Source organism: Pseudomonas sp. efr-133-TYG-23 (assembly GCF_030209215.1).
Classification (GTDB): Bacteria; Pseudomonadota; Gammaproteobacteria; order Pseudomonadales; family Pseudomonadaceae; genus Aquipseudomonas; species Aquipseudomonas rhodesiae.
The window spans coordinates 29,913-51,548 of the sequence record NZ_JARVSL010000024.1; the positions used below are offsets into that span (position 1 = coordinate 29,913).

The following is a 21,636-nucleotide window of genomic DNA, read 5'->3' on the forward strand; positions in this document are numbered from 1 at the left end:
GTCATACCTCGTTGAGCGATTGAGCGGCATCCAATGCCGCGCGGCCACGGGGGCCGTGGAAATATTCGTGAATCCACGGGTCGTCCGTTTCCGAGACGACATCGATAGCATCGGCCACCAGCACTTTTTTCTGCGCCAGTACTGCCACGCGGTCGGTGATGGTGTACAGCGTGTCCAGGTCGTGGGTTACCAGGAACACGCTCAAGCCCAGCGCGTCGCGCAGGGTCAGGATCAGTTGATCGAATTGCGCCGCGCCGATCGGGTCGAGGCCCGCGGTGGGTTCATCAAGGAACAGGATGTCTGGATCCAGCGCCAAGGCCCGGGCCAGAGCGGCGCGTTTGATCATGCCGCCGGACAACGAGGCCGGGTACTTGTCGGCCGCCGACAGCGGCAGCCCGGCCAGCGCCAGTTTCACCGCAGCCAAATGCTCGGCATCGGCGCGGCTCAGGCCCGCATGTTCGATCAGTGGCAGCGCGACGTTCTCGGTCACCGTCAGCGAGGAAAACAGCGCGCCCTTCTGGAACAGCACGCCGAAGCGCCGTTCCACCAGAGAACGCTCCTGTTCCGGCAGGCTCGGCAGGTTCTTGCCGAACACCCGCACTTCACCCTCGTTTGGCCGGCGCAGGCCGACGATACTGCGCAGCAGCACCGACTTACCGCTGCCGGAACCCCCCACCACCGCGAGGATTTCACCTTTATACAAGTCCAGATCGAGGTTCTCGTGCACGCGCTGACTGCCAAAGCGATTGCACAGGCCGCGCACTTCAATCACCGCCTCGGCGGGTGCCCGGTGTAGACGGCTCACCAGCTCATCTCCATGAAGAACAGAGCCGCGACCGCATCCAGCAAGATCACCACGAAAATCGATTGCACCACGCTGGAGGTGGTGTGGGCACCGACCGACTCAGCACTGCCGCTGACCTTGAAGCCCTCCAGGCAGCCAATCGCCGCGATCAGGAAAGCGAATATCGGGGCTTTCACCATGCCCACCAGGAAATGTTGAACCCCAATGTCCGATTGCAACAGCGAAAGGAACATCGCCGGTGAAATATCCAAGGCCACGGCGCATACCACGCCACCGCCGACAATCCCCGAGAGCATCGCCAGAAACGTCAGCATCGGCAGCGCCACCAGCAGCGCCAGCACGCGGGGCAGCACCAGTAACTCCATCGGGTCCAGTCCCAGGGTGCGGATGGCGTCGATTTCTTCGTTGGCCTTCATCGAGCCGATTTGTGCGGTAAACGCACTGGCCGTGCGGCCAGCGATCAGGATCGCCGTCAGTAGTACGCCGAATTCTCGTAGGAAAGAGAACGCCACCAGGTCCACGGTAAAAATCGTCGCGCCAAAGCTTTTGAGCACGGTGGCACCGAGAAAGGCCACTACGGCGCCGACCAGGAAGGTCAACAAGGCCACGATGGGGGCGGCATCCAGGCCGACCTGTTCGAGGTGGGCAACCATGGGCGTAATGCGCCAGCGCTTGGGCCGGAACAGGCTGCGGGCGAAGGTTTCGAGGATCAGGCCGATAAAGCCCAGCAGTTTCTTGCTGTCCTGCCACACCTTGTCCACCGCTGCACCGATACGCGCCAGCACCTGAATACCGGTAGCTTCTTCGGGGGCCTTGTCCGGCACGCAGAAGTCGTTGAGGGAGCGATACACGGTTTTAAGCAGTGCGCGGTCGGCGGTGGACAGGCTGCAATCGGTCTGCTCGGCGGATTGCTCGATGCGGGTCGGCCCGAGCAGTTCCACCAGCAGTGACGCGCCAGCAGTGTCCAGGGCGCCGAGGCCATTGAGGTCGATGCGCGCGCCGGCGTCGTATTGGCCGTCGAGCTTGTCCGACAGCTTTTTCAGGCTGGCGTAGTGGGCAAGCGTCCAGTCCCCCGTAATCCTGAGTAACGGAGGGGCGGTGGACGTATCGAGATGGGCGGCGCCGGCCGTAGTGCGGGTGGTCATAAGCTCCGAGCGTATTTGCTATCCACAAGTCCTACGTAATAGCACGAAGCAGCCTACTGTGGGTTGTCCGTTTGTGCTGCGTCGGTGACTTTAAAGCGCAGCACGCCGATCACTTGTCCGTCTTCGGTGAGCACCCTCACCTGCCAGCGCCCTACGGAGTCGGCCGGGAAGTTCTGCTTGTGGGTCCAGGCGCGGTAGCCCTCTTTGCGTCCGCCGTGAATATCCAGGGCGATACGGTCCACTTCTTTGCCGTTGAGTTTCCACACATGGTAGATACGCTCGTCCAGCCCCCGCGGCGCGTTGATCGCGGTGTAGGCATACAGCCCACCGTTGCGCAGTTGCGCGGCGCTGACTTGTTTGAGGTCGTCGCCCGGGGTGCGGTCCTGCAACTGCGTGCTGATGGCCACCTCGGTCATCCACAGCGTGGCCGGCGGCACCCAACTGCGCAGCAGCCAACCCGCCGCGCCGATGGCGGCCGTGACCCCAAGCAGCATCGCCCAGCCCTTGAGACTGCGCAGCGGCAGGCTCACGGCCAGGCTCGGAATCGACAAGGCCATGGCCACGCCGAGGGCGAGTTTGTAACTCTCGGCGGTGGTCAGGTGCAGGATGATCGGCAGTGCAGTGAGCAGCGCGGCGAACAGGGTCAGGGTGTGCAAGGCCAGGAACAGCGAACGCTTGGGCGCCAGCCACTTGTAGTACAGCGGGTCGATGATCGACACCAGCGCCGCGGCGCCGAGCAGCCCTGTAAATATCGATTGGCCGCTGTTCCAGGCCGTGGTGATGAAAAAGAACGGCAGCACGAAGAACAGACTTTCCTGGTGGATCATCTGGGTCGCATAGCGCAGCAGAGGTTCGGGAATTTCCCGTTTGAAGAGTTTGGTGAACAGCTGCGTGAAGCTGTTTTCGAGCATCAGCCATAGCCAGCTCACCAGCATGATCACCGCGATCCAACTGGCCATGCCCTGCTGACGGTCCACCAAGATGAAACTGCACACCCCCGAGATAAAACCACCGAGTGCGATCACCCCTGGGTAGCGCTTCATCAGTTCAAGGATGCGCTGTATATAGTGAGTCAGGTTTGGCATTCGGCGATTCGCAGTGTGTGTAGGAAAAATCCCAGACAGAATAACGTCTTAGCCGGGTGTTCGGTGCGTCATTGCACAACCCGTTTGCGATAACGCCGCACGCTGACCCACAGGATCGCGATCACCCCCAGTAGGCCGACGCCGAGCCCACTCAGGCTGTCGTAGCTCAACAGTGGTTTTTCGATGCGCCAGTAGCCGGGTTGCTTGAGCAACTCGCGCAGTGTCTGGTTGGCCTCGTCCAGTTTGACTGCCTTGATGCGTTTGGCTGGGTCGCTGAAATGGCCGTTGTCATAGTCGCTGGTGGCGCTCCAATAGTAGTCGGCCAGCGCGCTGTTGCCCTGCACGGCCCAGGCTTGTCGGGCAATGGCCGCTTGTTGCAGACGCGCAAAGGTGGCCGGGTCCAGGCCGTCTTTGAGCAATTGCGTCTTGAGGTCTTGCAGTACCTGTTCGGCTTCGCTGAGGTCTTCCCGTTCCAGGTCTGCGTTCAGGCTCAGAAAACCGACGCCGCCGAGCACTTCGCGTTCGGCCCAAGGGCCGTAGGACAGGCCATGCTTGAGGCGCAGTTGGCGGTACAGCGCCCAGTCCAAGTAGTCCTTGAGCAGGTCGTAGGTTTCATCGTGCTGGTCGTCCAGCACCGGTTCCGGCAGCAGCCAGTGCAGTTTGGCGCTGTTGCCCAGCCATCCGTGGATCAGTTCGCGATGGGCGGCGGCGGCCTGCTGGATCTGCGGCAGCGGCAAATGCTCGCTGGGTTCGACCGGCGCCAATTGGCCGTAGGTGCGTTCCAGATAGGCCGGCAGCAGTTTGTCGAGATCGCCGACGACGATCAGCGTCATGTTGTTGGGGGCGTACCAGTCCTTGCGCAGTTTTTGCAATTGATCGCGGGTCAGGTGATTGACCTCGGCGCGTTCGGCACATTTAAGTCCCAGCTCGACGGCCAGTTGATTGCTGGCGGTGTGGCCCAGGTCCTGGCGGTCAAGCAGGCGTTGCAGGCGTGAGTAGTGGCCGCCGTCCTCACGTTCCACCACCTGTTTGGCTGCATTGATGTGGGCATCGGTCAACTCGGTGCGAGTGAGGATCGCCAGCAACAGGTCCAGCACTTTGCGCTGGTTATAGGCGGGCGCTTCGATCACGAAGGTGGTATCGGCGTTGCTGGTGTAGGCATTCCATTCGCCGCCCAGGGCTTGCATGCGTTCTTCCAGATCGCCTTCGTCGCCGCCATCGATGCCGCTGAACAGCAGGTGTTCAAACAGGTGAGGCAGCTCTTTGTCCTCGCACCGGAAGTCATCCAGGCCCACACCCACCACCAAGCGAATCGCCACATGCCCGCGCTCGGTACCCGGTTTGAGCAGCAGTTGCAGGCCGTTGGGCAAGGTGTAGCCCTCGACTTGCAGGCGGTCAAAGGCAAAGGCGTGAGCGGCGCCCATCAGCAGGCAGGCGAATAACAGGCGACGCATAACTGGCTTCCTGGCGAGTGAGGTCAGTTGTAACTGACTTCACGGGCCATCGTACGTTCAGGGTGAATGCGTGATGTCGGCAATATCTTCGGCCGAGAGTGCGCCGGTGTCGGACGTTTCCAACACCACATACGCACTGCTGCAAAACAACGAGTTCAGGCGTTTCATGTCGGCAATCAGCTCCAGATGCAGCGAACTGGTCTCCAGGCTTTGTACGATCTTGCGCTGCAGACGGCTGACATGGGCATGGGCCAGGCGCCGCTCCTGGGCGCGGAAGCGGCGCTTCTCACGCAGCAGCTGGCGAGCGCTGTGGGGGTCGGCGCTGAGAAACACCGAAAGCCCCAGGCGCAGATTGGCGATCAACTGGCTGTGCAGGTCGGTGAGTTCTTCCAGGCCCACCTCCGAGAACTGCCGGCGCTGGGAGGTCTTCTGCTGCTGGACCTTGCGCAGCATGCGTTCGATCAAGTCGCCGGCCAGCTTGAGGTTGATCGATAGCTCGATGATTTCGGCCCACCGGCGGCTGTCTTGGTCGCTGAGGTCTTCGCGGGGCATTTGCGCCAGGTAGAGCTTAATGGCGCTGTAGAGCGCTTCAACGTCATCGCTGAGGCTGCGCATTTCCTGGGTGATGGCCGTCTGTTTGCCGCGCAGTACTTCCTGCATGGCGGTGAGCATATTGTCGATCAGGTCACCCAGGCGCAGGGTTTCTCGCGCGGCGTTGGCTAGCGCCAAGCTGGGAGTGGTGAGGGCGGTAGGGTCCAGATGCCGTGGTTTGGCTTTGCCATTGACCTCTTCTCGCTCTGGCAGCAGCCACGTGCACAAGCGTGCCATCGGGCCGATGGTGGGCAGCAGGATCAGGCAGCGGCTGACGTTGTAGAGCAGATGAAAGGTGATGACCATGCCCTGGGCGCTGTAGTCCAGATTATCCATCCAGCGTACGAGCGGGTCGAGCACCGGGATGATCAGCAGCAGGCCGATCAGTTTGTACAGCAGGCTCCCTAGGGCGACCTGGCGACCGGCCGCGTTCTGCATGCTGGTACTGAGAAATGCCAGTATGCCGCTGCCGATATTGGCGCCGATCACCAGGCCGATTGCCACATGCAGGCCGATCACGCCGGCGCCGGCTAGGGTGGCGGTCAGCAGCACCGCGGCGAGACTGGAGTAGGAAATCATGGCGAACAAGGCGCCGACCAAGGCGTCGAGCAGGATGTCGCCGGTCAGCGACGCAAACACGACTTTGACCCCCTGGGCATGGGTAATCGGTCCCGCCGCTTCGACGATCAATTGCAGCGCCAGGATGATCAGCCCCAGGCCGATGCCCACCCGACCCAACTGCCCTGCCCGCGTCTGTTTGCGCGACAGGAAGAAAATCACCCCCAGAAAAATCAACAGCGGCGACAGCCAGGACAGATCAAAGGTGAGTACCCGCGCCATCAAGGCCGTGCCGACGTCGGCGCCGAGCATGGTGGCCATGGCCGGCATCAGCCCCATCAGGCCCTGGCCGACGAATGATGTCACCAGCATCGCCGTGGCGTTGCTGCTCTGCACCATGGCGGTCACCAGAATGCCGGCGATAAACGCCAGCCAGCGCTTGGCCATGTTCTGGCCGATGACGTGGCGCAAATTGGAACCGTAGACCCGCAGGATGCCGGTTCGGACGATGTGCGTGCCCCAGATCAGCAGGGTCACGGCGGAAAGCAGATTGAGCAAGGTCAGCATGCTCGGCCCCCCGTGTTGGTGGGCTCCAGAAGGAGCCAATGAGAATTGCCGCGTGCCGTTCTACGTCTTGTACTTAAGCTGTAGTTGGCGAATGGGCTCGGCGCCAGCATCGCATAGCTAAAGTGGGGATTGAAACAAAACTGTCATGAAATCAGCTTTTTGCGATGTAAAAAAAACGGGGCGCGAAGGCCCCGTTTTTGTTCAGGCTCGGGTTTACTGACCCGGAATGTCCTTGCGCAGTTTCACCGGATCCTGCTGCTTTTTCTTTTTCGCGATGGCGGTGCGCATCTTGATGTTTACCGCTTCCACCGCCAACGAGAACGCCATGGCGAAGTAGACGTAACCCTTCGGCACATGCACATCGAAGGATTCGGCGATCAGCACGGTACCCACCACCAGCAGGAACGACAGCGCGAGCATTTTCAATGACGGGTGCTTATCGATGAACTCGCTGATCTTGCCGGCCGCCAGCATCATCACCAGTACGGCGACGACGATCGCGGCGACCATGACCGGCACATGGGACACCATGCCGACCGCAGTGATCACCGAGTCCAGGGAGAACACGATGTCGATGATCGCGATCTGGATGATGGTGTAGATGAACTTGCCACCGGCGCCCTTGGGCTCCTCGTGGGTTTCGTCTTCGCCTTCCAGCGCGTGGTACATCTCCTGGGAGCTTTTCCACAGCAGGAACAGGCCACCGAAGAACAGAATCAGGTCGCGACCGGAAATGCCCTGGCCGAGGACCACGAACAGGTCGGCGGTCAATTGCATCACCCAAGTGATCGACAGCAGCAGCATGATGCGCGTGACCATTGCCAGCGCCAGGCCGAAAATCCGGGTGCGCGCTTGCATGTGCTTGGGCATGCGGCTGACCAGGATCGAAATCATGATGATGTTATCGATGCCCAGAACGATCTCGAGGGCCGTCAGGGTGAAGAAGGCAATCCAGATCTCCGGATTGGTCAGCCATTCCATGTGTATTCCTTTGCGCAAGTGTTGAACCGCGCCGGTCTGGAACCGGCGCAGTGGGTTGTACGGTTATAGAGTGCTGAACAGCGGAAAAATCCCCATCAGCAAGGCGGCGAACATTATGCACAGGCACACCAGCACTGCCCACTTCAACGTAAAGCGCTGGTGATCGCCAAATTCGATACCGGCCAGGGCCACCAGCAGGTAGGTCGAGGGGACCAACGGGCTGAGCAAGTGCACGGGCTGACCAACGATGGAAGCGCGGGCCATTTCCACGGCGGTGATGCCATAGTGGCTGGCGGCTTCGGCGAGTACTGGCAGTACGCCGTAGTAGAACGCGTCGTTGGACATGAAGAACGTGAACGGCATGCTCACCAGCGCGGTGATCACCGCCAGGTACGGGCCCAACGCTTCAGGGATGACCGCCAGCAGGCTCTTGGACATAGCATCGACCATGCCGGTACCCGACAGAATGCCGGTGAAAATGCCCGCCGCGAAGATCAGCCCCACCACCGCCAGCACGCTGCCGGCGTGAGCGGCTACGCGGTCTTTTTGTTGTTGCAGGCACGGGTAGTTGACGATCATCGCGATGCTGAACGCCACCATGAACAGCACCGGCAGCGGCAACAGACCTGCAATCAGAGTGCACATCAGCGCCAGGGTCAGGGCGCCGTTGAACCAGATCAGCTTCGGACGGCGAGCGTCCGGGTACTGCGACACACTGATCTCGCTGTGGTCGATTTCGTCGACTTGCAGGTGCAGTTCACCCAAGCGCGCACGTTCGCGCTTGCCGTACATGTAAGCGATCACCAGGATCGCCACCACGCCGGCGGCCATGGCGGGGATCATGGGTACGAAAATATCCGACGGGTCCACATGCAGCGCACTGGCGGCGCGGGCGGTGGGGCCGCCCCAGGGGGTCATGTTCATCACGCCACCGGCGAGGATGATCAGGCCGGCCATGATCCGCGGGCTCATGCCGATGCGCTGGTACAGCGGCAGCATGGCGGCTACGCAGATCATGTACGTGGTGGCGCCGTCACCGTCGAGGGACACCACCAGGGCCAGCACCGCGGTGCCGACCGAGATTTTCAGCGGGTCGCCCTTGACCATCTTGAGGATCTTGCGCACGGCCGGGTCGAACAGGCCGGAGTCGATCATCAAGGCAAAGTAGAGGATGGCGAACATCAGCATCACGCCGGTCGGCGCGAGCTTGGTGATGCCTTCGAGCATCATCGGGCCGATCTTCGGCGCGAAGCCGCCGAACAGCGCGAACAGGATCGGCACAATGATCAAGGCGATCAGCGCGGACAAGCGCTTGGTCATGATCAGGAACATGAACGTGATGACCATGGCAAAGCCAAGGAAAGTCAGCATAGGAATACTCCAGGCGTAGCGCGGCTAGGGAATGGCGAACCGGAACGGTTCAGCGCAGAACGACAGTCACGAGGCTTACGGATGGAGTTGGAGCGAACAGGCGGGTACGGACGGACATCGGGGATCACCATTGTTGTTGTGTACAGCCGGTCTGTTGCCGGCAGTTGGGGGCGATCCTAGACGCGTAAGCTTTCAGCCAGCTTTCGCTGGCAAAACAGTTGGTGGTGGGAAGATGCGCGGTCTTCAGGGGAACGCATGTCAACTATCGCGGGGGCCTCAGGGCAGTTCGAGGCCGCCCGCCGCCTTGTGCAGTTTGCGCAGATGTTCACCGACCTGCTTGAGGTTGGCTTCACAGGCGGCGATCTCGGCGGCACGGGACGGATCCAGCAGCGCCCTCACCTCTTTGTCCAGCTCGCCGGTCAGCGATTGCAATTGCTTTTGGCGCTCGGCGCTTTCTGACTCCAGGCGCGTGGCTTCCGACGGTTGCGGCAGACCGTAGCCGCCACTGCCCAGCAGTTCAGCCGGGCGACTGAGAAAGCCACTGTTGGCAAGGATCTGCTGCAACGTGGCGTTGGCTTTCTCCATGCCGCCGTTTTTCAACTCGCGGGCGCCGAGGTAACGCTGCTTGACCTCATCCTGGGCCAGCATCAGCTGTTTACGGAAGCTCGCCTGTTCCAACAGCAGCAACGCCGCACTGGTGCGCAGATCGGCCTGGTTGAACCACACGCGACGTTGCTCGGCGCTGAGGGAGAGCCAGTCTTCAACCTGAGTCTGTTTGATCGGCAGATGTTTGCGCAGCACGTCGAACATGGCCTGGTAGCGTTCGCGGAAGGAGTCGAAGTGATACCCCAGGCGCAGCGCTTCACGTTTGTCGTCCAGCACGCTGGTATCGGCCAGACCGCGAGCCTGCAGTACTTCCAGCAAGCCATTGGGGGTAATGTTGTCCAGGCCGGTCAGCTGCGGGTTGGCGCTGCCGCTGCGCAACAGTTTCAGGCTTTCCACGGCACAGTTATTGGACAGGAAGAAATAGTTGCCGTCGTAGCTCCAGTGCATTTCAGCGGCGTGCTCGACGGTTTCGTTGATCTCCCGGCGCGTGAGTTTCAGCGGGACGGAGGCCAGGCCGCGCAGTTCGGTCTTGGTGTATTCATCGATCACCTGCGCCAGCGGCAATACGAACAGCCGTGACGGGTATTTGCCCACCAGACCGTCCCAGCTCGACAGTTGCACGTCACCGACGAAAGCGCGGTAGGACAGCACCAGGTGCTGGTCCAGATCCAGCCGACAGTCCGGCCCACGCGGGCGGCCCGGGGCGCAGATCACCAGACGCAACATGCTGTGGCCCCAACGGCTCACTAGGTTCTGGTTGGCTTCGGCCAGCAAGTAGTCAATCTGGTATACCCGCTCGGGATCGATATGACCCAGCGGCGTTTTGGCGAAATCGTTGCCGGCATTGAGAAACGCGTAAGTCTTGGCGCAGGCATCCTGTTCGGGCGGGGCCCAGCCGAAGTGATCGCGGTAGTAACGGAACAGTGCCGGGCGCCGGCAAGCGTAGCTCGGGTCGAGGAGGAAGTACTCCATATTGACCGCGACGAATTCCAGCGGGCTGGTGGTTTCGTACAGGTCGGGGCTGCGCACCACCTGGCGGTTGTGTTGTTCGCGTTCGCCGCGCCTGCCGACGTATTGCGGCCAACCGGCGAGGTCGAGCAATCGCGGGTCATCGCTGAGGGTGAAGCGCCGGTCGTTCTGGCCACGGCACTGATCCGGCAGGCCGATCACGCCGGTGATGCTGTTCTGGCGACTGCAGCGCTGGATCAGCCTGCGTTCGTCTTCGGACCACAGGCGCGCGCGATCATAGATGTGAGTCAGTTCATGCAGGACCGTGGCCAGCATTTCCCGGCGCACGGTGCCGTGGGGGCGATTGGTTTTACGCGTGGCGGCGCTGCCGTCGGTCAGGCTGGCCAACAGGTTGCGGTTGAGGTCCAGCTCGGACACCAGGGAGGCTTGGCCGTAAGCGTTTGCAGGCATCTGGTCGGTCCAGCCGACATCGATGCGTCGGTCCAGTTGCTCGATAAAGCGCGGCGGCAACGCGCGCATCGCATCATCGAGCAATGCCTGGCTGGCCTGCTGTTCAGCCGGGCTCAAGCCCTCGGTCTTGAGCCGCAGTTGCAGGCTGGCCTGGGCAGCGCTGGCGCATAGCAGCACAGTCCCGGCCAGGAGCCAGGCCGCGAGGCGCCTCACAGTGCGAGGATGGCTTCGGCGAGAGTCTGGTCGCTGGCATCGCGTGCTTCAGGCAGGCGGGTTCGCAGGGTATCGAAGGCGGCCTCCAGTTGCGCGCCACGGATTTCGCCGTTGGTGGCGACAAAACTGGCGGCGTCGTCGTGGGCTTCGCGTACGACCTTGGAATCGCGGATGGAGGTGGTGGTGTCTGAGGTGAAATCAATGGTGCGACCGGAGGCGCGCACAATGATGTTACTGGTGGCCACCAGGGTATGCGCCTGGGCAACGTCGGCCAACAACAGCAGGCCAAGGGTGGCGACGATCAGCGGGCTACGCATGGAATGACTCCGAAATACAAAGGTGATTATTGGACGAGAATTGCTTGCGCCAGTTCAAGGTCGCTGGCGTTAAGTTTTGGCTGGCTGCGGCGCAGGTAATCCAATGCCGACTCCAGCCGTGCTCCCCGCCACTGACCGTCAGTGGCAATGAAAGCGGCGGCATCATCCTGGGCCGCCATGACGACTTTTCTGTCGAAAGGTGCGGAAGTCACTTTGCTGGTGGCGTACGCGCTCGCGACGGTGCCCTGAATGGTCACGTCAAAGGCAGAGGCAATGGGCGACCAACTGGCAGAAAACAACATAGGAACGATGAGCAAACGGTATGAAAAAGCCATAGGACTCGACAACTGAAAACGAGCGGCAAGGCTAGCGCAAAGCCCCGGCAAGGGCCAGTGCGAAGGCATCCGGGAGCGGCAGAGGCTCCCGTTGCATGGTGTTTCAGATTGCCAGGATGGCTTGGGCCAACTGTGCGTCCGTCGCGGTGTTCAATTGCGGGGCTTGTTGGCGGATTTGAGCCAGGGCGCTTTCCAGCTTCACTCCACGAATTGCACCTTCGCTGGCGACAAAGCTGGCGGCGTCGTCACGGGCGGCGCGTACGACTTTGTTGTCACGTAGGGACGAAGTGGCATCGGAGGTCGCGTCGGACGTGGCTTTCAGGGCGCCAACGATGGAGTCGGTGGTCACGATAAAGCTGCTCGCGTTGGCAGTGGTAGCCAGGGTCAATAGAGCAGCGGCACTCAGCAGGCGAAGACGGGACATGGTGTGACTCCTTTAGATGAACGATAAGTGGTGCAGAACAGTCGTTGGGGATCAGACGCCTGCTCCCCGTGCTTCGCCACTCGGTAGCTGGATATTAAGCCGCCATTTATCCGTTCGGAAAGCTTCTTGACTGTCTAGTCACGCCAGAATGGTTTGGACAGCTCGGCAATACGATCTCCCTGCGTGATGCCTGCATCGGCCAAGTCTCGCGGATCAAGCTGAGCCAGCTGGCGCCTACCGTGAGCACGCTGCGCCCAACGGCCAAGGCCGTCGACTATACGACGTGTCAGCCGCTTATATAGAGCGTCTCGATTAGTCATGGAAGGTGCCTTCGATTAGTTCTGAAGCACCATTGTGAGAGAGGTATATCGAGCGATACAGATACACTGCGGGCAAATTGTACCGCTAAAATGTTCTATTATTAGAACTGTACTGGTCTGAATATAGCGCTTCTGCTCGGCGCCAAAAATCGAATCCCCCAAACGACAAAGCCCGCCTCCGGTTTCCCGGGGCGGGCTTTGTTTTGTTCAATCTGGTTGCTGGCAGTGGACCTAAGCAGGTCAGGGCCAGCGAGCGCTCATTAGCGCCAGAACGGCTTGCTCAGCTCTTCGTAGCGTTGAGCTTCGCTGATACCAGCATCAGCCAGCAGACGCGAATCCAGACGAGCCAGTTGGTGACGGCTGGAGATGCGGCGCTGCCACAGCATCAGGTTGGCCAGAACGCGCAGAGGCAGAGCGGCTTGGTGGTTTACGGCTTTTTCGGAGAACAGTTCGGAACTGAGTGTACGTTCCATGATGACATCCTTCCGCTTGTGGCGGGATTAGGTAGTGGTTTAACTGATGCCAATGATCCTCTTCCAGGGCAACACTCTCTAGATACAGTTCACCTGTATTGTGAGGGGCCAGTTAACTGTTTAATGAGGCTGTACGGTACGGAAATGGGGCAACTGTACCTGTCCGCACCTAAATGGTGCGAAATTGGCATTTTTTAAAGGTTGAGTAGGTAAATGGCGTAGGAAATGACCGGTACAGCAGTACAGTTTTTTAAATTTTGGCGGGTTGCTTAAGGAGCTGAGGCAACTGTACTTGCCTCAGCCCCGAGGTGTATGAATCAAGCCTTCAGCATATGCCCGGTTTCTTCCAGGTTGATGTGCCAGCTCAGTGCCTCGCGCAGGATGTGCGGGGTGTGGCCGCCTAATGCGCAAGCGGTCTCGAAGTAGGTGTTCAATGCATCGCGGTAAGCGGGGTGTACACAGTTATCGATGATCACCCGCGCCCGCTCCCGTGGCGCCAGGCCACGCAGGTCGGCCAGGCCTACTTCAGTCACTAGGATGTCCACGTCATGTTCGGTGTGATCCACATGGCTCACCATCGGCACCACGCTGGAAATCGCACCACCTTTGGCGATCGACTTGGTCACGAAGATCGCCAGATGCGCGTTGCGCGCGAAGTCGCCTGAACCGCCGATGCCGTTCATCATCCGCGTGCCGCACACATGGGTGGAGTTGACGTTGCCGTATATGTCGAACTCCAGAGCGGTATTGATACCGATAATGCCCAGGCGCCGCACCACTTCAGGGTGGTTGGAGATTTCCTGAGGGCGCAGCACCAATTTCTCTTTGTAGCGTTCCAGGTTGCCGAACACGTCGGCGTTGCGCCGTTCCGACAAGGTGATCGAACTGCCCGAGGCAAAGCTCAGCTTGCCGGCGTCGATCAGGTCAAATGTCGAGTCCTGCAGTACTTCCGAGTACATGGTCAGGTCTTCGAATGGCGAGTCGATCAAACCGCACATTACCGCGTTGGCAATGTTGCCGATCCCGGCCTGCAGCGGGCCGAGTTTGTTGGTCATGCGCCCGGCATCCACTTCTTGCCTGAGGAAATTGATCAAGTGATTGGCGATGCCCTGGGTGTCATTGTCAGGCGGGGTTACGGTAGACGCAGAGTCGGCCTGGTTGGTGATGACGATCGCAACGATCTTCTCCGGCGGAATCGGGATTGCGGTGCTGCCGATGCGGTCATCTACCTTCACCAGTGGAATCGGTGTGCGGGTCGGCCGGTAGGTAGGTATATAGATGTCGTGCAGCCCTTCCAGGTTCGGGTTGTGCGCCAGGTTGATCTCGACGATCACCTGCTTGGCGAAAATCGCGAAACTGGCCGAGTTGCCCACGGAGGTGGTGGGCACTATGTGACCCTGCTCGGTGATAGCAACCGCTTCGATCACTGCAATGTCCGGGAGCTTGAGCTGGTTATTGCGCAGTTGCTCGACGGTTTCCGACAGGTGTTGATCGATGAACATCACCTCGCCTGCGTTGATGGCCTTGCGCAAGGTGCTGTCTACCTGGAACGGCATGCGTCGGGACAATACGCCGGCCTCGGTCAGCTGCTTGTCCAAGTCATTGCCCAGGCTGGCGCCGGTCATCAACGTGATTTTCAGCGGGGAAGTCTTGGCGCGCTCGGCCAGGGCGTGGGGGACGGCCTTGGCTTCACCGGCACGGGTGAAGCCACTCATGCCGACGGTCATGCCGTCCTCGATCAGTGCGGCGGCGTCAGCCGCGCTCATGACCTTGTTCAACAGCGAAGGCAAGCGGATACGATCACGGTACATGAATTGTTATCTCAGGCTACGGAAGCAAGGTGGGCAGTGTAGTGATTTCAAAAAAATTCGGCCCGCTACCATGGTCGAATGCGAGGCAGCGATTTAGAGCCTTTGGTCGGGTTTCATCCCGCAATAAAAAACCCCAGCCTACTGCAGGCCGGGGTTTCGGGTATTGCGCTGGCGCAGTGTTATTCGACGGCCTTGACCATGTCCTCGATGACCTTCTTGGCGTCGCCGAAGACCATCATGGTTTTGTCCAAGTAGAACAGCTCGTTATCCAGCCCGGCATAACCGCTGGCCATCGAGCGCTTGTTGACGATGATGGTCTTGGCCTTGAAGGCTTCCAGGATCGGCATACCGGCGATTGGCGAGTTTGGGTCGTTCTTGGCGGCCGGGTTGACCACGTCGTTGGCGCCCAATACCAGCACCACGTCGGCCTGGCCGAACTCGGAGTTGATGTCCTCCATCTCGAACACCTGGTCGTAAGGCACCTCCGCCTCGGCGAGCAACACGTTCATGTGTCCAGGCATACGGCCGGCCACCGGGTGGATCGCGTATTTCACTGTGACGCCGTGGTGAGTGAGCTTCTCGGTCAACTCTTTGAGCGCATGCTGCGCCCGCGCCACTGCCAGGCCGTAGCCTGGGACGATGATCACGGTGTCGGCGTTGGTCAGCAGGAAGGTCGCGTCGTCGGCCGAACCGGATTTCACCGGGCGCGCTTCTTTTGAGCCAGCGGCCGCCCCGGCGTCCGGTGCGTTACCGAAGCCGCCGAGCAGTACATTGAAGAAGGAGCGGTTCATCGCCTTGCACATGATGTACGACAGGATCGCGCCGCTGGAGCCCACCAGCGAACCGGCAATAATCAGCATCGAGTTGTTCAGCGAGAAACCGATACCGGCCGCCGCCCAGCCTGAATAGCTGTTGAGCATCGAGACCACCACCGGCATGTCAGCACCGCCGATCGGGATAATGATCAGCACGCCCAATACGAACGCTAGAGCCAGCATCAGCGCGAAAGCGGTGAGGTTGCCGGTGAACATGAATGCCAGCCCTAGGGCCAGGGTTGTGAGGCCCAGCACCAGGTTCAGTTTGTGCTGGCCGCCGAACTGTACCGGTGCGCCCTGAAACAGGCGGAACTTGTACTTGCCAGACAGCTTGCCGAACGCGATCACCGAGCCTGAGAACGTGATGGCACCGATGGCCGCGCCGAGGAACAGTTCCAGGCGGTTACCGGCAGGAATCGCATCGCCCAGGTGTTTGACGATACCCAGGGATTGCGGCTCGACCACCGCCGCGATGGCGATAAACACGGCGGCCAGGCCAATCATGCTGTGCATGAACGCCACCAGCTCCGGCATCTTGGTCATTTCTACACGCTTGGCCATGATCGAACCGGCGGTGCCGCCGATCAGCAGACCGACGATCACATAGCCGATGCCGGCAGTGGCCAGCTCAGCGCCGAGCTTATAGATGAGCCCCACGGTGGTGAGCACGGCCAGGGCCATGCCCAGCATGCCGAACAGGTTGCCGCGACGCGACGTGGTGGGGTGCGACAGGCCCTTGAGTGCCTGGATGAAGCAGATCGACGCGATCAGGTAAAGCGTCGTGACGAGATTCATGCTCATTACTTCGGCGCCTCTTCTTTTACTTTCGCGGCTTTCTTCTTGAACATCTCCAGCATCCTGCGGGTAACCAGGAAGCCGCCGAACACGTTGACCGCAGCCAGGGCCACGGCCAGGGTGCCCATGGTTTTGCCCAGCGGCGTCACGGTAAGGGCGGCGGCGAGCATGGCGCCGACGATCACGATGGCGGAAATCGCGTTGGTCACCGCCATCAAAGGCGTGTGCAGTGCGGGCGTGACGTTCCAGACCACGTGGTAACCGACATAAATCGCCAGCACAAAGATGATCAGGTTGTAGATACCGGGGGAGATAAGCTCTTCCATCGTCTGAATCCCTGCTTAGGCGTTTTTGCGGATGACTTGGCCGTCGCGGCACATCAGGCACGCGGCGACGATGTCGTCTTCGAGGTTGATTTCAAATTGGCCTTCCTTGGTGAAGACCAGCTTCAGGAAGTCCAGCAGGTTGCGCGCATACAATGCCGACGCGTCGGCGGCGACGGCACCGGCGAGGTTGGTCGGGCCGCAGATGATCACGCCGTTTTCCACCACCACTTGGTCGGCCACAGTCAGCGGGCAGTTACCGCCTTGGGCGGCGGCGAGGTCAATGACCACCGAGCCGGGCTTCATCTGCGCGACAGTGTCGGCGCTTAGCAGCGTCGGTGCCTTGCGGCCGGGTATCAACGCAGTGGTGATAACAATATCGGCTTGTTTGGCGCGCTCGTGTACGGCCTGCGCCTGACGTTGCATCCAGCTGGTCGGCATCGGGCGGGCGTAACCGCCGACCCCGACGGCGCATTCGCGCTCTTCATCGGTTTCGTAGGGTACGTCGACAAACTTGGCGCCGAGGGACTCGATCTGTTCCTTCACGGCCGGGCGCACGTCAGACGCTTCGATCACAGCTCCCAGGCGTTTCGCCGTAGCGATCGCCTGCAGCCCTGCAACGCCAGCGCCAAGGATCAATACGCGCGCGGCTTTAACGGTGCCGGCGGCGGTCATCAGCATGGGCATGAAGCGTGGGTAGTGATGGGCGGCGAGCAGCACGGCTTTATAGCCAGCAATGTTGGCCTGGGACGACAGCACGTCGAGGCTTTGGGCCCGAGAGGTGCGCGGTGCGGCTTCCAGGGCGAAGGCGGTGATGCCGCGTTCGGCCAGTTTGGCGATAGTTTCATTGCTGAACGGATTGAGCATGCCCACCAACACGGTGCCGCTTTTAATCAGCGCCATCTCGTTATCGCTGGGAGCGACCACCTTCAGGATCAGCTCGGCGCCAAATGCGTCGTTGGCGCTGCCAAGGGTGGCACCTGCCGCTTCATAAGCACTGTCGACAACGCTGGCCTTGAGGCCCGCTCCACTTTGTACAGTGACCTTATGGCCCTGGCCGATCAGCTTCTTGATGGTTTCCGGGGTGGCAGCCACCCGCGTTTCACCGGTCTGGGTTTCGAGAGGAACACCAATGTGCACGTCAAATCTCCTGCATGATCTTTTTGCTTTTGATCTTTTTGTAAAAAGGCCAGTGCACCGCGAGTGGCGCAACTGGGGCGGCCGATCAGCACGATCCCGCTGAAATGACAGCGGGGCGCGGCATTTTGCAGGCGAACTTTACGGCCTTCAAGGGATTATGACGGGTGACGAAAAATTAACTACAAGTCACCCTGTGACTGATTGTCGCAACTCGCTGAAATAACCTCTTTAAATACAAGTGATTAAAGGGTTTCAGGCGTTTTTAGGGGTTTTTGTCATCGTTGTTGTGAATAGTCGTGCATTGGCTCGTCGTGGTCGCTGTAAGCCATGAGAATCATGGCTTCGGCACGTATTCTCGGTCGATAGATACAGTCTGCTGAAATGCGACATATACGTATATCTGTAGGATTTAAAAATAGCTGACTACAGAGTCAGTAATTTGAGGGCCCCTTTAAATACTGGGGCTGTAGCGTTGTGATTGCTCGATGAGCCAATCTCTGAAGGCGTGCAGCGACGCTGATTCGACCTTTCTGTCAGGAATCATCAGGTAATACGCCTTGGCGCTGGTCAGCGCCTCTGGGCTCGCAATCACCAATTGATGCTCATCCAACTCTCGCTGGATCAAAAACGGTGGGATCAGCGCGATGCCCATATCGTGCATGGCTGCCTGAGACAGCATCGAGAATAGCTCGTAACGGGGTCCTGTCATGTCGCGGGGAACGTTCAGTTGCCTGGCGTTGAACCACTGGCGCCACGCATAGGGCCGAGTGGTTTGCTGCAGCAGCGGTAGTTCTGCGATTTCCTGGGCGCTGAAGTGAGTGCGCTTGCCCAGCAAGCGCGGGCTGCAGATTGGCACCGGATTCTCTCCCATCAAGCGGTGGGATTCGGTGCCGGACCAATCGGCATCTCCGAAATAGATCGCAGCGTCAAAGTCAGTATCTGCAAATAGAAACGGCCGCGTACGGTTGGTCAGGTTCACCGTGACTTCCGGGTGTTGGCGCTGGAAGTCCTTGAGCCGTGGAATCAGCCACTGTGTGCCGAATGTCGGGACCACCGCCAGCTCAATCACATTGGCGCCCTGCTGGCCCATGACGGACAGGGTGTCGCGTTCCACCGCGTCCAGTTGTGTGGCGACGCGACGACTATAGGACAGTCCCGCTTCTGTTAGCTTCACGCCGCGCCGCGAACGCCGAAACAGTTCCACACTCAAGAACTCCTCAAGGCTGGCGATCTGTCGGCAGATGGCGCCTTGGGTCAGGGAAAGTTCCTGAGCGGCCTTGGTGAAGCTCTCGTGGCGGGCTGCCGCTTCGAAGCTGACAAGGGCGGTGGTGCTGGGGATTTTTCTGCGCATGTACCTTGACCTCACTCATAAAGCGAAATTTCACGGCATAAAACTGTTTCGAAGTGAGAAATTAGCACAACCTTATGCTTAAACCTCGTTTGCCCAGAACGATTACCCAGCCTAGGCTTGCTCCACGACTTCCCATGTTCTTTGCGAGGACTTAACTCATGGCTGGCAAGGCAAGCTTCAACTGGATCGATCCGCTTCTTCTGGATCAACAGCTCACCGAAGAAGAGCGCATGGTGCGCGACAGTGCTGAGCAGTTCGCTCAGGACAAACTGGCGCCGCGTGTGCTTGAAGCCTTCCGTCATGAGAAGACTGATCCTGCAATTTTCCGTGAGATGGGTGAGACCGGCCTGCTGGGCGCAATGATTCCCGAGCAGTACGGCGGTAGTGGGTTGAACTACGTGAGTTACGGCTTGATCGCGCGCGAAGTAGAGCGTGTCGATTCCGGCTATCGTTCGATGATGAGTGTGCAGTCGTCGCTGGTGATGGTACCGATCAATGAGTTCGGTACCGAGGCGCAGAAGCAGAAGTACCTACCAAAACTCGCCTCAGGCGAATGGATCGGTTGCTTTGGTCTGACCGAACCTAATCACGGGTCTGACCCTGGCGCGATGATTACACGTGCGCGCAAAGTGGAAGGCGGCTACAGCCTGACGGGCGCCAAGATGTGGATCACCAACAGCCCGATCGCGGATGTGTTTGTCGTCTGGGGCAAGGATGATGCCGGTGATATCCGCGGTTTCGTGTTGGAAAAAGGCTGGAAGGGGCTGAGTGCTCCGGCGATTCACGGAAAGGTTGGCCTGCGGGCCTCAATCACCGGCGAGATCGTTATGGATAACGTATTTGTGCCGGAAGAAAACATCTTCCCGGATGTGCGCGGCTTGAAAGGGCCCTTCACCTGCCTGAACTCTGCGCGCTATGGCATCTCCTGGGGGGCTTTGGGTGCTGCCGAGTTCTGCTGGCACACCGCTCGCCAGTACACATTGGATCGTCAGCAGTTTGGACGACCGCTGGCGGCCACCCAACTGATTCAGAAGAAACTGGCTGATATGCAGACTGAGATCACCTTGGCGCTGCAGGGGTGCCTGCGTCTGGGGCGTATGAAAGACGAAGGTACGGCTGCGGTTGAGATCACGTCGATCATGAAGCGCAACTCATGCGGAAAGTCGCTGGATATTGCGCGGATGGCGCGTGACATGTTGGGCGGCAACGGCATTTCCGATGAATTCGGGGTGGCGCGTCACTTGGTGAACCTTGAGGTGGTTAACACCTACGAAGGGACTCACGACGTGCATGCCTTGATATTGGGGCGCGCGCAAACCGGGCTTCAGGCCTTCTACTAATAGGGGTATGGGCATGGGCGCGCTTTCCCATTTGCGGGTATTGGATCTTTCGCGGGTATTGGCCGGCCCTTGGTCGGGACAGATCCTTGCAGACCTGGGGGCTGAGGTGATCAAGGTCGAGCGACCGGTAAGTGGTGACGATACGCGGGCCTGGGGCCCCCCCTTTCTGAAGGACGCTTTTGGTAAGAGCACCGGCGAGGCGGCGTACTACCTGGCGGCCAATCGGAATAAAGAGTCGGTCACGATCGATTTCACTCGGCCGGAGGGGCAAAAGCTCATACGGGACCTAGCGGCCAAGTCCGACATCCTGATCGAGAACTTCAAGGTCGGTGGTCTGGCGGCTTATGGGCTGGATTATGAGTCGCTCAAGGAGATCAATCCTGAACTGATCTATTGCTCAATCACAGGGTTTGGCCAGACAGGACCCTATGCGGCGCGAGCGGGCTACGATTTCATGATTCAGGGGCTGGGTGGGCTCATGAGTCTGACCGGACGGCCTGAAGGCGACGAGGGAGCCGGGCCTGTGAAGGTGGGGGTAGCGTTAACCGATATCCTCACCGGGCTCTACTCGACTGTCGCGATACTGGCTGCCCTGGCCCATCGTGATCATGATGGTGGCGGTCAGCATATTGATATGGCGTTGCTCGATGTGCAGGTCGCCTGCCTGGCTAACCAGGCGATGAATTACCTGACAACTGGGGTCGCGCCAAAGCGCCTGGGTAATGCTCATCCGAATATTGTTCCTTACCAGGATTTTCCTACTGCCGATGGTGATTTCATACTGACGGTCGGTAATGACGGGCAGTTCCGGAAATTTGCGCAAGTGGCCGGGCAGCCACAATGGGCAGATGACCCGCGGTTTTCTACCAATAGGATGCGGGTGGCCAATCGCGCCGAGTTGATTCCGTTGATTCGCCAGGCCACTGTCTTTAAAACGACGGCGGAATGGGTGGCGCAGTTGGAGAGTGCCGGAGTTCCGTGTGGACCGATCAACGATTTGGCGCAGGTGTTTTCTGATCCGCAGGTCAAGGCGCGTGGATTGGCAATGCAACTACCCCATCCGCTGGCGGGGGAGGTGCCTCAGGTTGCCAGTCCCATACGTTTATCCAAGACGCCCGTGGAGTACCGTAGTGCTCCTCCCTTATTAGGAGAGCACACCGTTCAGGTGCTGCAGAGCGTATTAGGTCTTGGGCCGGATCATGTGGCTGCTTTAAAGGGGGCGGGTGTTATCTGAATCTTTCCTTCTATATAGAGAGCTGTAGCAATAATGCTGGTTGGTTTTTAGCCAGATTTAAGTAATTGATAGAAAACGAAAATTAACGCTTGACGGCAGATTCCAGAAGTCTATAATTCGCCCCACTTCCGGCGCAGTCGAAACGGAAAACTCCTTGGTAAAC

20 protein-coding genes are annotated in these 21,636 nt (G+C 59.6%); 2 read left to right on the top strand and 18 right to left on the bottom strand.

Annotated elements, in window-relative coordinates; all coding sequences use genetic code 11:
- Position 1 precedes the first annotated feature (1 nt).
- From QRN41_RS17440 to QRN41_RS17525, 18 genes are all read right to left on the bottom strand, one after another.
- Complete coding sequence (locus QRN41_RS17440) at positions 2-805, bottom strand: ABC transporter ATP-binding protein (protein WP_034136365.1); 804 nt, start codon at positions 803-805, stop codon at positions 2-4.
- Positions 802-1,950 carry an ABC transporter permease gene (locus QRN41_RS17445; protein ID WP_285421926.1) on the bottom strand — a complete coding sequence of 383 codons (1,149 nt, stop codon included), beginning with the start codon at positions 1,948-1,950 and terminating at the stop codon, positions 802-804. The genes QRN41_RS17440 and QRN41_RS17445 overlap by 4 nt, the downstream gene beginning before the upstream one ends.
- A gap of 53 nt (positions 1,951-2,003) precedes the next feature.
- Positions 2,004-3,035, bottom strand: a complete 1,032-nt coding sequence (locus QRN41_RS17450) for a DUF5924 family protein (protein WP_034101737.1) — start codon at positions 3,033-3,035, stop codon at positions 2,004-2,006.
- A 68-nt stretch (positions 3,036-3,103) separates the two neighbouring features.
- Complete coding sequence (locus tag QRN41_RS17455; protein WP_285421927.1) at positions 3,104-4,489, bottom strand: M16 family metallopeptidase; 1,386 nt, start codon at positions 4,487-4,489, stop codon at positions 3,104-3,106.
- A 57-nt stretch (positions 4,490-4,546) separates the two neighbouring features.
- Positions 4,547-6,205 (bottom strand): Na/Pi cotransporter family protein, encoded by a 1,659-nt coding sequence (locus QRN41_RS17460; RefSeq protein WP_285421928.1) that lies wholly within the window; start codon positions 6,203-6,205, stop codon positions 4,547-4,549.
- A 213-nt stretch (positions 6,206-6,418) separates the two neighbouring features.
- On the bottom strand, positions 6,419-7,186 hold the full coding sequence (locus QRN41_RS17465; protein ID WP_034101741.1) for a TerC family protein: 768 nt from the start codon (positions 7,184-7,186) through the stop codon (positions 6,419-6,421).
- A gap of 63 nt (positions 7,187-7,249) precedes the next feature.
- On the bottom strand, positions 7,250-8,557 hold the full coding sequence (locus QRN41_RS17470) for a CitMHS family transporter (RefSeq protein WP_167417396.1): 1,308 nt from the start codon (positions 8,555-8,557) through the stop codon (positions 7,250-7,252).
- A gap of 276 nt (positions 8,558-8,833) precedes the next feature.
- Entirely contained in the window at positions 8,834-10,795 is a 1,962-nt protein-coding gene (locus tag QRN41_RS17475) for a DUF7844 domain-containing protein (RefSeq protein ID WP_167417397.1), read from the bottom strand.
- Entirely contained in the window at positions 10,792-11,112 is a 321-nt protein-coding gene (locus tag QRN41_RS17480; protein WP_034101745.1) for a DUF2388 domain-containing protein, read from the bottom strand. Before QRN41_RS17480 ends, QRN41_RS17475 begins: the two co-directional genes overlap by 4 nt.
- 26 nt (positions 11,113-11,138) lie before the next feature.
- Positions 11,139-11,447 (bottom strand): DUF2388 domain-containing protein, encoded by a 309-nt coding sequence (locus QRN41_RS17485; protein WP_123479103.1) that lies wholly within the window; start codon positions 11,445-11,447, stop codon positions 11,139-11,141.
- A gap of 103 nt (positions 11,448-11,550) precedes the next feature.
- Positions 11,551-11,871: a DUF2388 domain-containing protein gene (locus QRN41_RS17490; protein WP_034101747.1), complete on the bottom strand. Its 321-nt coding sequence runs from the start codon at positions 11,869-11,871 to the stop codon at positions 11,551-11,553.
- A gap of 134 nt (positions 11,872-12,005) precedes the next feature.
- Complete coding sequence (locus tag QRN41_RS17495; RefSeq protein WP_034111160.1) at positions 12,006-12,191, bottom strand: DUF1127 domain-containing protein; 186 nt, start codon at positions 12,189-12,191, stop codon at positions 12,006-12,008.
- A gap of 260 nt (positions 12,192-12,451) precedes the next feature.
- The gene (locus QRN41_RS17500; protein WP_034101749.1) at positions 12,452-12,664 is read right to left on the bottom strand and encodes a DUF1127 domain-containing protein; all 213 of its coding nucleotides are present in this window, start codon (positions 12,662-12,664) and stop codon (positions 12,452-12,454) included.
- 317 nt (positions 12,665-12,981) lie between these two features.
- Positions 12,982-14,475, bottom strand: coding sequence for a succinyl-CoA:acetate CoA-transferase ScpC (gene scpC / locus QRN41_RS17505; protein ID WP_167417398.1), 1,494 nt, complete (start codon positions 14,473-14,475; stop codon positions 12,982-12,984).
- 179 nt (positions 14,476-14,654) lie between these two features.
- Entirely contained in the window at positions 14,655-16,091 is a 1,437-nt protein-coding gene (locus QRN41_RS17510) for an NAD(P)(+) transhydrogenase (Re/Si-specific) subunit beta (protein WP_034136373.1), read from the bottom strand.
- Complete coding sequence (locus QRN41_RS17515; protein WP_034101753.1) at positions 16,091-16,411, bottom strand: NAD(P) transhydrogenase subunit alpha part 2; 321 nt, start codon at positions 16,409-16,411, stop codon at positions 16,091-16,093. Before QRN41_RS17515 ends, QRN41_RS17510 begins: the two co-directional genes overlap by 1 nt.
- 15 nt (positions 16,412-16,426) lie before the next feature.
- Complete coding sequence (locus tag QRN41_RS17520; RefSeq protein ID WP_034136374.1) at positions 16,427-17,548, bottom strand: Re/Si-specific NAD(P)(+) transhydrogenase subunit alpha; 1,122 nt, start codon at positions 17,546-17,548, stop codon at positions 16,427-16,429.
- A gap of 451 nt (positions 17,549-17,999) precedes the next feature.
- On the bottom strand, positions 18,000-18,899 hold the full coding sequence (locus QRN41_RS17525) for a LysR family transcriptional regulator (protein ID WP_034136375.1): 900 nt from the start codon (positions 18,897-18,899) through the stop codon (positions 18,000-18,002).
- A 158-nt stretch (positions 18,900-19,057) separates the two neighbouring features.
- On the opposite strand from QRN41_RS17525, the gene QRN41_RS17530 reads away from it, so the two are divergent.
- Together QRN41_RS17530 and QRN41_RS17535 are read left to right on the top strand one after the other, a co-directional pair.
- Positions 19,058-20,239 (top strand): acyl-CoA dehydrogenase, encoded by a 1,182-nt coding sequence (locus QRN41_RS17530; RefSeq protein ID WP_010207882.1) that lies wholly within the window; start codon positions 19,058-19,060, stop codon positions 20,237-20,239.
- Positions 20,240-20,252: 13 nt separating this feature from the next.
- Positions 20,253-21,473 (top strand): CaiB/BaiF CoA transferase family protein, encoded by a 1,221-nt coding sequence (locus tag QRN41_RS17535; RefSeq protein WP_167417399.1) that lies wholly within the window; start codon positions 20,253-20,255, stop codon positions 21,471-21,473.
- Positions 21,474-21,636 lie beyond the last annotated feature (163 nt).

Excerpts from the sequence above, each read along its gene's own strand:
- QRN41_RS17445 (WP_285421926.1), bottom strand. The coding sequence starts at position 1,950 with ATGACCACCCGCACTACGGCCGGCGCCGCCCATCTCGATACGTCCACC.
- QRN41_RS17450 (WP_034101737.1), bottom strand. The coding sequence starts at position 3,035 with ATGCCAAACCTGACTCACTATATACAGCGCATCCTTGAACTGATGAAG.
- QRN41_RS17455 (WP_285421927.1), bottom strand. The coding sequence starts at position 4,489 with ATGCGTCGCCTGTTATTCGCCTGCCTGCTGATGGGCGCCGCTCACGCC.
- QRN41_RS17460 (WP_285421928.1), bottom strand. The coding sequence starts at position 6,205 with ATGCTGACCTTGCTCAATCTGCTTTCCGCCGTGACCCTGCTGATCTGG.
- QRN41_RS17465 (WP_034101741.1), bottom strand. The coding sequence starts at position 7,186 with ATGGAATGGCTGACCAATCCGGAGATCTGGATTGCCTTCTTCACCCTG.
- QRN41_RS17470 (WP_167417396.1), bottom strand. The coding sequence starts at position 8,557 with ATGCTGACTTTCCTTGGCTTTGCCATGGTCATCACGTTCATGTTCCTG.
- QRN41_RS17480 (WP_034101745.1), bottom strand. The coding sequence starts at position 11,112 with ATGCGTAGCCCGCTGATCGTCGCCACCCTTGGCCTGCTGTTGTTGGCC.
- QRN41_RS17485 (WP_123479103.1), bottom strand. The coding sequence starts at position 11,447 with ATGGCTTTTTCATACCGTTTGCTCATCGTTCCTATGTTGTTTTCTGCC.
- QRN41_RS17490 (WP_034101747.1), bottom strand. The coding sequence starts at position 11,871 with ATGTCCCGTCTTCGCCTGCTGAGTGCCGCTGCTCTATTGACCCTGGCT.
- QRN41_RS17495 (WP_034111160.1), bottom strand. The coding sequence starts at position 12,191 with ATGACTAATCGAGACGCTCTATATAAGCGGCTGACACGTCGTATAGTC.
- QRN41_RS17500 (WP_034101749.1), bottom strand. The coding sequence starts at position 12,664 with ATGGAACGTACACTCAGTTCCGAACTGTTCTCCGAAAAAGCCGTAAAC.
- scpC (WP_167417398.1), bottom strand. The coding sequence starts at position 14,475 with ATGTACCGTGATCGTATCCGCTTGCCTTCGCTGTTGAACAAGGTCATG.
- QRN41_RS17510 (WP_034136373.1), bottom strand. The coding sequence starts at position 16,091 with ATGAGCATGAATCTCGTCACGACGCTTTACCTGATCGCGTCGATCTGC.
- QRN41_RS17515 (WP_034101753.1), bottom strand. The coding sequence starts at position 16,411 with ATGGAAGAGCTTATCTCCCCCGGTATCTACAACCTGATCATCTTTGTG.
- QRN41_RS17525 (WP_034136375.1), bottom strand. The coding sequence starts at position 18,899 with ATGCGCAGAAAAATCCCCAGCACCACCGCCCTTGTCAGCTTCGAAGCG.
- QRN41_RS17530 (WP_010207882.1), top strand. The coding sequence starts at position 19,058 with ATGGCTGGCAAGGCAAGCTTCAACTGGATCGATCCGCTTCTTCTGGAT.
- QRN41_RS17535 (WP_167417399.1), top strand. The coding sequence starts at position 20,253 with ATGGGCGCGCTTTCCCATTTGCGGGTATTGGATCTTTCGCGGGTATTG.